Annotated in this window: 10 protein-coding genes; all 10 read left to right on the top strand. The window is 47.0% G+C overall.

The genetic code is table 11. The features are described 5' to 3' along the window. The first annotated feature begins 5 nt into the window (after positions 1-5). The 10 genes from ACFPK9_RS14710 (at position 6) to ACFPK9_RS14665 (ending at position 13,468) form a co-directional block, all read left to right on the top strand. Positions 6-1,430 (top strand): glycoside hydrolase family 28 protein, encoded by a 1,425-nt coding sequence (locus ACFPK9_RS14710; protein ID WP_377095961.1) that lies wholly within the window; start codon positions 6-8, stop codon positions 1,428-1,430. 228 nt (positions 1,431-1,658) lie between these two features. Next, positions 1,659-1,802 carry a hypothetical protein gene (locus tag ACFPK9_RS14705; protein ID WP_377095958.1) on the top strand — a complete coding sequence of 48 codons (144 nt, stop codon included), beginning with the start codon at positions 1,659-1,661 and terminating at the stop codon, positions 1,800-1,802. Between the two features lie 24 nt (positions 1,803-1,826). Then, on the top strand, positions 1,827-3,134 hold the full coding sequence (locus ACFPK9_RS14700; RefSeq protein WP_377095955.1) for a sulfatase family protein: 1,308 nt from the start codon (positions 1,827-1,829) through the stop codon (positions 3,132-3,134). Between the two features lie 396 nt (positions 3,135-3,530). Then, positions 3,531-4,232 carry a PEP-CTERM sorting domain-containing protein gene (locus ACFPK9_RS14695; RefSeq protein ID WP_377095952.1) on the top strand — a complete coding sequence of 234 codons (702 nt, stop codon included), beginning with the start codon at positions 3,531-3,533 and terminating at the stop codon, positions 4,230-4,232. Positions 4,233-4,523: 291 nt separating this feature from the next. Then, complete coding sequence (locus ACFPK9_RS14690) at positions 4,524-5,237, top strand: PEP-CTERM sorting domain-containing protein (protein WP_377095949.1); 714 nt, start codon at positions 4,524-4,526, stop codon at positions 5,235-5,237. Between the two features lie 410 nt (positions 5,238-5,647). Beyond that, positions 5,648-6,325: a hypothetical protein gene (locus tag ACFPK9_RS14685; protein ID WP_377095946.1), complete on the top strand. Its 678-nt coding sequence runs from the start codon at positions 5,648-5,650 to the stop codon at positions 6,323-6,325. Between the two features lie 127 nt (positions 6,326-6,452). Next, the gene (locus ACFPK9_RS14680) at positions 6,453-7,973 is read left to right on the top strand and encodes an arylsulfatase (protein ID WP_377095943.1); all 1,521 of its coding nucleotides are present in this window, start codon (positions 6,453-6,455) and stop codon (positions 7,971-7,973) included. 208 nt (positions 7,974-8,181) lie between these two features. After that, positions 8,182-10,680 (top strand): DUF1592 domain-containing protein, encoded by a 2,499-nt coding sequence (locus ACFPK9_RS14675; RefSeq protein ID WP_377095940.1) that lies wholly within the window; start codon positions 8,182-8,184, stop codon positions 10,678-10,680. A gap of 11 nt (positions 10,681-10,691) precedes the next feature. Beyond that, positions 10,692-12,005: a DUF1552 domain-containing protein gene (locus ACFPK9_RS14670; RefSeq protein ID WP_377095937.1), complete on the top strand. Its 1,314-nt coding sequence runs from the start codon at positions 10,692-10,694 to the stop codon at positions 12,003-12,005. A gap of 50 nt (positions 12,006-12,055) precedes the next feature. Continuing rightward, complete coding sequence (locus tag ACFPK9_RS14665; RefSeq protein WP_377095934.1) at positions 12,056-13,468, top strand: sulfatase family protein; 1,413 nt, start codon at positions 12,056-12,058, stop codon at positions 13,466-13,468. The last annotated feature ends 80 nt before the right edge of the window (positions 13,469-13,548 follow it).

The raw sequence follows: 13,548 nt of genomic DNA, 5'->3' as shown, positions 1-13,548 counted from the left end.
TCAAAATGAAAACCTCAGTTCTCGCTCTATTTTTCATCATCTATGCATTGCCCTTCTACGCTGCAAGCGCTGAAAAAGAGGTTTTCAATATAAACGATTTTGGAGCGATTGCTGACGGTCAAACCCTCAACACCAAGGCCCTCCAGTCAGCCATCGATGCATGCCACGCTGAGAGTGGCGGCATTGTGAGAGTCCCTGCTGGTAAATACGTCATCGGGACTATAAAGCTCAAAAGCAAAGTCACCTTGTCCCTAGACTACGGAGCCAAATTGCTCGGCAGTACAGATATACAAGACTACCCCACCAAAGACCTACGACCCGCGCGTGAGGGTCAGGCGGAATGTCTAATTTACGCCGAAGATGCGATGGACATTCGACTCGAAGGACTCGGAGTCATCGATGGCCGTGGCAGCCCAGAGTTTTTCAAGAAGCGAGCCGGACCAGCTGGAAAAGATGACCGTCCACGACTCATCCGATTTGAGAGTTGCGAAAAAGTGACTTTCTCTGGCATCACCTATAAAAACCCCGCATTCTGGGGAATCCATCTCATCGATTGTAAAGATGTACATTTTAGCGCCGTCACCACACGCTTTAGAAACAACCACTACAACAATGATGGAATCGACCTCGATGGCTGTGAAAACGTACTGATTGAAAACTGCGACATCCAAGCCGGCGACGATGCCGTATGCCTCAAGAGTTCACTCAATCCCTGTCGCAACATAATCATACGTGACTGTGTGATTAGCAGTAACACAGCAGCGATAAAATTCGGCACCTCATCCTATGGTGGCTTCATCAATATTGATATTAGCAATTGCTATATCCATGACTGCCCGATGGGGGCGATAAAGCTCCAATGTGTCGATGGTGGAAGGCTAGAAAACATCTCAATCTCCCGCTTGAAAATGGAAGAGGTCGGCTGTCCCCTCTTTATCCGTCTCGGCGACCGCGGTAGCAATTTTTCAAGAAAGCGCGATGCAGGCAAGCGTCCAGTCGGCAGTATCAAAAACATCCACATCTCCGACATCGAAGCTGAAGTCGTCATCGAAGACCGCGAGAAAGCTGCGCGAGCTCATTACAAAAAACTCAAAATTGACCTAACAAAAGGCATCACTGAAAAAGAAAAAGCCAAAGCTGGCCCCATCATGATCACCGGCATCCCAGACCAATATATCGGAGATGTCTTGCTCGAAAACATTGCCATTTCCTACCCCGGCCACGGCACAGCAGAAAATTCTAACAATGTAGTAGCAGAAGACATCACACGCTACCCAGAGCAATACTTCTTCGGCGTTCTCCCATCCTGGGGAGCCTACATTCGCCACGCCAAAAACATCACCTTCAAAAACGTCACACTCTCCACCCGCAACCAAGACGCCCGCAAAATGATCATCCTCGACGATGTCGAAAACTTCCTCCACCAATAAAAGCGATACCTCTCAGCGACTATCACCATCAGTAAACTTCTACGCGGTCAAAACCTCTCCCATCGCGACCACGCGATGCTCTCCCGGACTTCAATCTCCAACACTCCGTTAGAAGAAAGCGCTCACATCTCACTTTTTCATGGCTGTCGCTTATGAGTAACCACCTTGACGCCTGTCCTCATTGTCACGAATCAAAGAATAGGTTTTAACCAGTATTACACCTTCCGAGTGAACAAGCACGCAGACGAAAACCGTAATGCCCCCATCTTAGTTTTCCTACCATCCTCACCTGCACCACCATACGGTGCTTCCTCCCCGACCTTAGACACTCTGCTACAAGAACACGCTATCGCCATTTCACAACTAATCTAAACTTCTGACTAAAACCCATAACAGATGAAAAAACTAACAGGCTCTCTTATTATAACTCTCTTTCTGAGCTCCCTCGCTATCTGTTCGCCTAAGAAAAATGTCATTGTCATCATGGCCGATGACATTGCCTATGATAACAACTTCGGTGCCTACGGAGCCCGCGAATCCTGGACTCCGCGACTCGATCAAATGGCGAAGGAGGGCATCACCTTCGAACACGCCTATTCCACACCAAAATGCACCCCGAGCCGAGTAAAAATCATGACTGGCCGCAGTGGTATTCGTAACTACAAGGGCTTTGGCATACTGCCCTCCGAAGAAATAAGCTTTGTTGAAATGCTCAAAGCTGCTGGCTATAAAACCCATTGTGCAGGCAAGTGGCAGCTCGACGACAAAGGTGGTACTGCAACGAAAGACGCAGGCTTTGATTCATGGATGCTCTGGAATACCGAGCTCGGACGAGAGAGCCGCTACTGGAAGCCCAGCTTCGACCTCAACGGTAAGTTCGTCACCTTCGATAAAGACGACTTCGGCCCCGATCTCTGTGTGAAATCGATCCTCAAATTTATCGCCAAAAACAAGGATGAACCATTTTTAGTCTATTACCCGATGTTACTCGTTCACGGTCCCTTTGTGACCACTCCAGACAGTGAGCAACGCACGGAAAAAGACCCTCAGAAAAATTTCGCCGACATGATCAAATACATGGATCAATGTGTCGGAAGGATTATCGACGGAGTGAAGGAAATGGGGATCGCAGAAGAGACAGTCATCCTTTTCTGCTCCGACAATGGCACCAACCGCGCTCTAACTTATGAATCTTTCGGTAAGACAGTGGATGGCAAAAAAGGAGTCCCTCACGACCGTGGCACCCACTCCCCCATGGTCGTTTGGAACCCTGGAAGCATCCCCGCCGGCACTCGATGTAGTGATATTATCGATTTCTCCGATGTCCTCCCCACTCTCGCAGAAATCACCAAGGCCAAACTTCCTGATGTCACAATCGATGGCCTTAGCTTCTGGCCACAGTGCAAAGGAGAGAAAGGTAACCCACGTGAATGTATTTTCCAATACTACTGGCCGAAAAGCTACAGTTGGATCCCTGATGAACTAGGCCAAAAAGAACTCATCTGGGTCCACAACCAGCAGTACAAACTTCACAAAAATGGTCTCTTTTACGACATCGTGAACGACCGTGAAGAAGAGAAACCGATCCCTCTTGAAACGCTCACGGACGAACAAAAGAAAATCCACGCGTCCTTTAAGAAAGCAATCGCTTCCATGCCCAAAACAAACCCAGCCTATCAAGAGAGCTTAGTGAAGGAAAAATAGAATGGGACACCTCTCTCCAAGTTTCTGCACGCCAAACACCGTGCGAACTTTCAAGCCTGAGACGTTCATCTAACAGGCTAAGCAATCTAACAAGTCAAGCAATCACCCTCACTGCGCCATCGTCCTCTACACTTATTGGCTTTTAACTTAACGATCTCATGCATCGTAGACACTTCAACAGACAATGAAGTAAAGCGCTTTTCCACATGGAGAAGTATGGACCCACCGAGTCTATTAGCTTTCTCTATGTATACGACTAATCTACCATTACCTCCATTTTACAGCCTCAGACACGCCATTAAACAAAGTGTCGCACTTAATGAATAAGCTTGTCGCCAGCGATCATTGTCAGGATTTAAGAATTAGTTTCTCATGTACTTAACCCGTTCTAGGTAAATGAAATTAAAACATACAAAGATAATGAAATCCTCCACAATAATCACCTCTCTACTCGCAAGTGCTGGCATCTCTCAGGCTGCGGTTATCTACTCTGAAGACTTCACAGGACAGACTGGACAAGGAGAAAATGATACAAGTTCAGTTGATTGGTCAGTCAACCTTGACGGTAACCCGAGTGTCTTTGGTGTAACAACTGCGACAACAAACCAAGGTGTGGATATTGGCGAACACTTTAGAGCGACTAATACAAATGCAGGAGGCGATTCAGCAACTAACGATGAAGGCGCTAGCTGGATTTCTCCTCTTATTGACACTACCTCTTTTTCAGGCCAACAACTAAATTTTAATATCGACGTTACTCCTGCTGGGGCTCTCGGCTTTTACGAAGCTGAAGACATAGTAGAAATTTTTTACTCCGTGGATGGCGGGCCAGCGGTATCTCTAGGTGATTTAATTACAGCGAATGATAATTTCAATGGTCAAACTGGAGGAAATACCACATTCGGGATAACACAGACAATTGAGCAAAACTTTATTGCGGGAAATAGTCTTCAGCTCGAAGTGCTATTCAATTTAAATGCAAATTCAAACGAAACTGTCGCTATTGACAATATCTCAGTGGCCAGTGTTCCAGAACCATCCTCCACAGCTCTGCTTGGCCTTGGTGGATTTACACTTATCCTGCGCCGTCGCCGCTAGAGTAACACTAAACTTTTCTTCATATGTGGGCCTCGCCGGAATCCGTTCCGGCGAGGCTTTTTCGTTATAACAAAAATATCCTGTGACATAAGCCATACATCCCCCCTATAAATGATACTGGACATAACCTTACCTACCATTGCCTCCATTTTACTGTCTCAGACACGCCATTAGACAAAGTGTCGCATTTAATGAATAACCTTGTCGCCAGCGATCATTGTCAGGAATTAAGAATTAGTCTCTTATGTACACAACCTTTTCTAGGTAAATCAAAAAACACATAAAACTATCATGATGAAATCCTCCGTAATAATCACCTCTCTACTCGCATCAGCTAGCATCTCGCAAGCAGCTACTCTCTACTATCAAGATTTTTCTGCGAGTAATCCAACCTCATCAAATGCGACAAACAACCCTATCATCGATAATACACTCGTTACAGATGTAGCTAACGGTGAGGTCATCACTGGCGGTAACGCAGCTGCACTAGCGACAAATGGCAACTACACAATTACTCTCACTTCGGTTAATCCAACCTCAGGAGGAGGGCAAACAAATGGTTACATCTTTAATCCGTCTGGAGATCTAGGCTTCAAGCTTGATGATGGCCAATTCATCTTCCAGTCAGGAACTATTAACCTCAATGGAACTAACTCTGGAACTGTTTCGCTAGAACAACGAACCAATGCAGGGGATGAATTTTTTAGCATCAACTCAATCTCCATTGTAGAGAATGATGTGAACGGCGAGATTCTGTTAGAAATCGATTATAATTACTTCGCAGACTTTGATAATACCACTGATAGTCTCAGACTGACCACCAATTTTGGAACAGGAAACGATGTTACAGCCTTATTCATTGATGAGCTAAATGGAGAAACAGCGAATAATGTTTCAGGAAGCGCTGTTTACCAACTTACATTAGTTGCTGCCGTCCCAGAGCCATCTTCCACAGCACTTCTCGGCCTCGGCGGCTTAGCTCTCACCCTGCGCCGTCGCCGCTAGAGTAACACTAAACTTTTCTTCATATGTGGGCCTCGTCGGAATCCGTTCCGGCGAGGCTTTCGTTGAGCTAGGACTCATGGTTTCTGTTGAAATTTAACCGCCTGTGGTCCTTCGTTCCCATCGGCAGCTTCTAGCTTTCTTCTATATCGGGGGCAAATAACAACATTAACTGGCTCGATTCGAGCTTCTCACTCTCGCTGCTGTGGATGACTCGAACTAGGTAATCAACCAAAAGTAAATAGTCTCCACAACAACCTCTACAGGAAACGTTCACATTCATTCACACGACACCCCAAAGTGTCGCTTTTTATTAAGCACCTTGTCGCCTGTCCTCATTGTCAGCAATCAAAGAATAGGATTTCATCCATATCATACATTCTGAGTAAACCAATACGCAGAAAAAAGTCATAATGAAACCCACCTTAGTCATCACCACCATTCTCACCAGCACGACACTCTGTCAGGCTGAGGTCTTGGCTCGTTTTACTTTTAATGATAATTCTGCGAAATCTAGCGACACTTCCAAGTATAGCTCTGCGAGCACTTGGGATCTGAGCAACTCCGCTGAGGCCAACACAATTTCTGAAGGGACATCCAAAGTTCATGCCAATCAAGAAGATGAACCTGCTGGTATCAGTGCAACCAATGTAGACGCATCGGACAGCGAAGCGCAATGGCAGCAGTTTAAATTCATCGTACAAAACCTAGTGGCTGGCGAAACACTGACACTCACTACTTTCAGTTATGATTATATCACCACTACACCCTTAAATTTTGAATCCGCAGTCTATTCAAACCTATCTGGATACAGTGGGATCGTTGACGTCATTGGAGGAACTAGTAACACCTCAGATGCTGGGCTGCAGACAGCCACTCTCAGCCTCTCCAAACCTCAATTCGCTGGCCTCACTAATGGAGATGTTGTTGAATTTCGTATTTACCTCAAGGATGGCTCCAAACAACTCTCTCGACGCATCCATCAACTCGATAATATTTCCCTAGAAGGGAGAGTTGTAAGTGTTGCTGAATCATCAACCTCGGCCTTGATTGGCCTAGGTGAAAACACACTGATACTTCGTCACCACTAAACCCTATTATTCTACCTCTTTTTTCATATGTGGAGACCTCGTCGGAATGAATTCCGGCGGGGCTTTTTCATCGTAACCTTTACCATCTTTGATCGGTTACACTTTGCCCCCCATCGCTTATAAGCTTATGAAACTGTTAATCTGCTTTATTATTTATCTTAGTCTATGCCATTTTGCCCAGTGCGCCCAAAAGCCTAATATTCTCATCATAATGGCTGATGACATGGGCTACTCAGATATCGCTTGTTTCGGAGGTGAAATTGAGACGCCGAACATCGACACCTTAGCAGCTGCAGGTATGCGCTTTGGCAATTTCTACACCGACGCCAAATGCGGTCCCTCGCGCGCCGCTATGATGACTGGCCAATTTTCTCATTTAGGACGCCTAAGAGTCGGAGCGACATTTGCCGAAATTCTCAAGCCCCTTAACTACCGTACTCTCATGACTGGTAAGTGGCACCAAGGGCCCAAGCCAACCGATTATGGTTTCGATCGCTATTACGGCCTAGTCGATGGCTGTTGTAACTTCTGGAACCCAGGACTTGAAGCACGTCCAGGCGAAGGCAAACCTGGCCGTAAAAAACAAATGGGAGACAAAGCTCGCATCTGGGGAATCGAGGACCAATTGATAGAAACTGGCTACACGCCAAAAGATAAAAACTTTTACACCACTGACGCCTTCACTGACTACGCCGTTGAACGACTCGAAGAATACAAAAACGAAGAAAATCCATTCTTATTATACGTCGCCTACACCGCGCCACATTACCCACTCCACGCATGGCCAGAGGACATAGCAAAGTATAAAGACACCTACACGGTCGGCTGGGATGCCATTCGAAACAGCCGCTATCAGCGCATGTTAGAGATGGGGATCATCAATGAGAAATTTAAGCTCTCGCCACGCGATAACGAAGTCGATGCTTGGGATGAGCTAACCGCGGAGGAACAACAGAAACAAGCCAAACTGATGGCCGTTTACGCGGCAATGATCGACCGAATGGACCAAGGAATTGGAAAAATCATCAACAAGCTGAAAGAAACCGGACAATACGAGAACACGATGATCATCTTCATGTCCGACAATGGAGCTTGTGCGGAACCACCGAACACCGACCCTAACATTCCTCCGGGACCAGTCGAAGGGTATCGCTCTGTAGGCAAAGGGTGGGCAAACGCCTCAAGCACTCCCTTCCGACTCTACAAAGCCACTAGTCACGAGGGAGGAACACGTGCGCCAATGATTCTCAGCTGGCCAGGAGTGACCAAGCCTGGTTCATTTTCTGACCACGTCTGTCACCTCATCGATTTTGTCCCAACCTTTATGGAAATCACTGGAGCGACTTACCCCACTGAAATTCGTGGCAGAAAACTCAAGAAGACCAACGGCATTTCCATATTGCCCACACTCAATGGCGAGGAGCAAAAACAACACCCCTACCTAGCGTGGGAGCGTGGTGGCTCAAAAGCGATACGTATAGGCGACTGGAAACTCGTCAGCCAAAAATCAAAAAGCAAGAATACTCCATGGGAACTCTACAATCTCGCAGACGATCCCGTAGAGCTCAACGACCTCGCCTCTCAGCATCCAGAAAAATTGAAAACCATGGAAAAAAAATGGCTCCAATGGATGCAATTGAAAGAATGATTTAACCCCTAAAAACCCTAGATTTCAAGGCCGTTTCCATTCATCTCAATAGCACTGTCTCATTATAAAAAGTGATTTGGCGCATAACATAGATATAAAATTTTGCAAGCAATCGTATGTGTCATCTCTAATGCTTGCAAAATACGAAATGAAAATGTGGGCTATCTCGATTGATTAATTACCAATCCCGAATTTGCACATCCTATATATGAAATTCCAAAAACAATACAGCCCCCCGCGCCTCATGATCTTGGTCGGGTATCTTATTGTCGGTATTTCCAAAGCTGAGACTACTCAAGCAACTATCGTGCCGACAAAGCACATCCAACCATTTCTAGAAAAGCACTGCATCAACTGTCACGGCCCTGAGAAACAAAAAGGACAACTTCGTTTTGACGACATTAGCTGGTCGATCTCTACCAACGACAAAGCCCAGCACTGGCAGGATATTCTCGATGTTCTCAATGCCAACGAAATGCCTCCAGAGGAAAAGCCTCAACCAGAAAAAGAAGAACTGCTCGAGGTACTCAACACACTCACAAAAACTCTCAATACAGCAAGAAAACGACTTACAGCAAGTGGTGGCGAAATCACCATGAGGCACCTGAACCGACGGGAGTATGTGAATTCTATTCGCGACCTCTTCGGTATTCATATTTCAGAAAATGCTCTCCCCGAAGACGCAGAATCAGAAAATTTCGATACGGCCGGAAGTGCTCAATATTTCAGCTCGGTAAATTTTGAACGCTACTACGACCTCGGAACAAAAATCGCCAGAGAAGGCCTCAATTGGTCAGGGAAACCCTACCAAGAACCTAGCAAAGTTACCCGCTATCCAGGCCAACATGGAAACAAACGCCTAAAAAGCTCGATTGCAGATGCCCAAAAGAAGAAACAACAATTAGAAGCTGGCGTGCATTGGAAAAAGGTAGGCTTTAAGGATGAAGTGGATAAACGCCTTTTCCTAGACCGCTACGAAGGACGCTACGGCCTCAGTGAAAAATATCTTGATCGGCTCAAAGGACGCGAGGGCTCGTATATCTTTAATGGTTTACGCGGAACAGATGACGCCACTATCCACTTGGATAAAGCTGACCCACGAGCAGCCTATCGCTTAAAAATCTACGCGGGAACAGTAGCAGGCACCCCAGAGGCCAGACATTACTTATACACGCGCACCCGCAGCCATTCGGAGCATAAAGTAATGAAGGTCACTGGAACCGAACAAAACTTAGGGACGCTTGAATTTCTCACTACTCCCAAATTATTGTCAGACGATAAGAGAAACGCAGTGACTTTCTACGAAGCCTCACCATTCTTAACTTACGACCGTAAATTTAAAAATTACCAAAGACAAATTGGAGATAAAACCGACTTCGCCTCTATTTATATCGATCGTGTCGACGTCGAAGGACCATTTTACCCTAAAAAAAGCAATTTCTTTGGCAATCTCATTTCTAAAGAAGGCAAGGATCTAGCTGGGCCTGATAATGCCAGAGAATTGATCAAAAAATTTGCCTATGAAGCATTTCGTCGCCAAACCCCAGAGACGGCGTACATCAATGAGCTAGTCGATTACTTTGAGCAGAACATCGAGGCTGGAGATCGATACGAAGAAGCCATGAGCAAGACGCTCGGAGTGGTCCTCACCTCACCTAACTTCCTCTACATCCAAGAATCTCCTACGAGCAATTCCATCACTGCTAGAGAATTCGTGATCCGGCTTTCCTACTTCCTCTGGAGTAGCCCGCCGGATGAAGAACTCTATCAGCTCGCTGAATCAGGAACACTGCATAGCGAAGTACTGAAGGAACAGGTGGTTCGCATGCTCGCCGACCGCAAAGCGGAATCTTTCTTCAAGGGTTTTATGGATCAATGGGCTGAAATCGATCGCTTCCACGCCATCTCTGTAGACCCTCAAGAGTACTTCCATTACAACAAAGGAGTACAAGCGTCCGCCACCCAAGAGGTCTACGAATTCTTTAAGGTCCTGGTGAAGGAAAACTTGCCAGTGGAAAACATCATCGATTCCGACTTCGTTGTAATCAACCAGCACCTCGGTCATTACTACGGGATTGCTGGAGCCCAATCAGACGATTTTCAAAAGGTCCCGCTACCGCAAAAAACTAAACGTGGAGGCTTCCTCACCCAAACAGCTTTCCTAACAATGGGCTCTAACGGAGAGAGATCTTCCCCTGTAATCCGAGGCACCATGGTGCTCGATAAAATCCTCAACGACCCACCCCCGCCGCCGCCGCCCAACGTGCCAGAATTAGGCCTCAACGTGAAAGAGCCCTTATCCAACCGCGAAATGGTCAAACTGCACCAAAGCCAAACTCAATGCTCGTCCTGCCACAGTCGCATCGATCCTATCGGCTTCGGCATGGAAAACTTCGATGCCATTGGCCGCTTTAGAACACGCGAAAAAATTGGCAAAAGTGAGCTAGATATCGAAGCGGGAGGAACACTGGTCAGTGGAATCACCTTTAATGGCATCGATGAACTAAAAACCTTACTCAAAACTCAAAGACACAGACTCGCCAGAGAATTCATTGAATCAATGGCCTCTTATGGAATCGGAAGGGACATGGAGTTTTCAGATGATACAGCGATTCATGAACTCACCGTTAAATGCCTAGACGATGACTTCAGACTGCAAGCCATGATCTATCGCATTATTTCCAGCCCTCTCTTCAGATCAAAATAAACACCCACATTATGAACCCATACTATACCAATTCAGTAACTCGTCGCTCGTTTATTCGCAGTGCCAGCGGATTCATTCTTGGACTCCCCTTCCTCGAAAGCTTTGCATCTGCTAGAACATTAACCCAATCTGTAGCCCCCAAACGCATGGTCTTTCTTGGCGGCGGCTTCGGCTTCACCAAACAAACCTTTTATCCAAGCCAAGCAGGAAGATTCGCAGATATCGGCCTAACCCAGGGTCTCGAGCCTCTCGCTCGCCACGCGAACGACCTCACTATGGTCTCTAACATGACGAATCACGGAGCGACAAATCCACACGGTGGAAGTACCTCCTACCTCACTGGAGCCAACGTGACTGGCACTCCAGGCAAGCGATTCTACAACTCGATTTCCTGTGACCAACTCGCAGCCCAACAACTAGGCACGCAAACTCGATTCCCATCACTTGTGCTCTCAGCAAAAGAACCTGACGGTTTACAAAACTCAGGTCATGGTGATGGACTCTCGCTGTCATGGGATGCCGCGGGCAATCCCGTCCCTGGGCTCAACACCCCAATCGAGCTCTACCACAAAATCTTCGCCAACAACAATGAATCGAAAGAAGAGTTAGAATACCAACTCGCTCACAAGAAAAGCGTTCTCGATATTGTAAAAATTGATGGTTCCAGCATGAAGCGCAAGCTCAGCAAGAACGACCAAGAAAAGCTTGAGGAGTACTTTGGAAGCTTGCGCCAAATCGAACTCGACCTTGAGCGCCAAGCTAAGTGGGCAAACATTCCAAAGCCTGAAGCACCATATGGCGTTCCTGGAATGGACCTGTTAGGCGAAGAGGAGATCAAGCTGATGTATGACATGATGATCATCGCAATGCAGACCGATTCCACCCGCATCATTACCTACCGTCAGCCGGTGTGCTCAGTACTTACAGGTATGGAATTAGCTCTTAAAGCCCACTCTCTGAGTCATTACGGATTCTCAGCTGAACGCCGCAAGGCCTCAGAAGAACGAGACAGAAAATGCATGGAGCTCTTTGCGCACTTCATCGATCGCCTCAAGTCAGCGCAAGATGTCGATGGCAGCAGACTTTATGATAACTGCATTGTCAGTTACGGCAGCAACCTTCGCTCAGGCCACGAACTCAAAAACGTTCCCGCCCTACTCACCGGAGGAGGGGCGCAAAACATCAAACACGGTAGCCATATCAAACTTCCAAAATACGACACCCCACTCGCCAATTATTGGCTCACCCTCATGCAAGAAGCAGGTGTACACGTTGACAAATTTAGCCACAGCACCGGCACCATCCCAGAGCTAGCTAAAGCATAAGTCATGCTGGCTCGATACCTATCTACAACACAAAATCATTAACAAAGCACATGTATCTAAAATCCATACTAACCACAGTGAGTCTACTAGTCGGACTTGTCTCCCCTACATTCGGCCAAAGTAGCACCCTAACAAAAGATGCGAAAAAACCAAATATCCTCTTCATCTTTGCCGATGACTGGGGCTGGGGAGATCTCAGCTGCCATGATCATCCCTACGTCAAAACCCCGAACATTGACCGCCTTGCGAAAGAAGGCTCAGACTTCACCCGCTTCACCGTGGCTAGTGGCGTTTGCTCACCCAGTCGTACTGCAGTCATGACTGGCCACTTTCCTGCTAGACACAATGTCGACGGCCATTTTGCTTGGGTTCCTAACAATGAACAAAGGGGCATGCCTGATTGGGTCGACACTGCGGCTCCCATGCTGCCGAGAATGCTCCAAGGTGCTGGTTATAAAACTGCCCATTTCGGCAAATGGCACCTCTCTAATAATATGATCCCAGACTCTCCGTCACCAGCTGAATACGGCTATGACGAATACGGCGCATTCAACTGCTCAGGAGAACAAATGCCCTACGATCACGATGCTCGCCGCACCATCGCGTTCATGAAAAAAGCACAAGCCGAAAACAGCCCGTTCTTCATCAACCTCTGGATTCACGAACCACACACCCCCTTCCACGTCATCCCTAAATACCGTCAAATGTTCCCAGAAATAACCAATGACGCTGACAGCATTTTCGCTGCGACTCTTGCCTATGCTGATGAGCGAGTCGGTCAGGTATTAGACGCCCTTGACGAATTAGACCTCGCGGATAACACCTTAGTGATCTTCACCTCGGACAATGGTCCCGCTAGACCAAAAGAAGGGAGAGAACCAGGTCTTAGCTATGATTCAGCCACTGGAGCAGGTTTCGATGTAGGAGCCGCCATGGGTCTCACAGCGGGTCGTAAAGGCTTCAAGGCATCACTCTACGAAGGAGGGATTAACGTCCCCTTTCTAGTACGTTGGCCAAACAAAGTCCCTGCAAACAAGATCGACAACGATACAATGATCTCTGCGGTCGATCTACTTCCAACATTCAGCACCCTTGCTGGAGCTGAACTCCCTAATGGCTACCAAGCCGATGGATACTCGCAAGTTGAAGCACTCCTCGGAACAGCATCGAAAACTCGCACAAAGGACTTATTCTGGAAATCAACCAACCGCTTTTCCGACCCTAGCAAATCTGAACATTGGGCCAGTTACGCGGTAGTCTCCGATAAATGGAAACTCCTCACGAATCAGGACCAATCTTACATCGAGCTCTACGACATCGTTGCAGATCCTCTTGAACAAAACAATCTAGCGAGCAAAGACCCAGAAACTAGCCAGATGCTCACCAAAAAGCTCTCCAACTGGATTGCCACACTTCCCACTAAACCCACGGGCAACGTCTTTTCCGATCTTCGTAAAAAATAGATCACCTCAAGTCACCTAAAACTTTAGCGATGCCCTACAAAAACCTACTCCTCACAGGGAGATGCGTTTTGTAGGGCAAT

Source organism: Rubritalea spongiae, from assembly GCF_042652385.1.
GTDB lineage: Bacteria > Verrucomicrobiota > Verrucomicrobiia > Verrucomicrobiales > Akkermansiaceae > Rubritalea > Rubritalea spongiae.
This window is presented reverse-complemented; position numbering and strand designations above follow the sequence as displayed.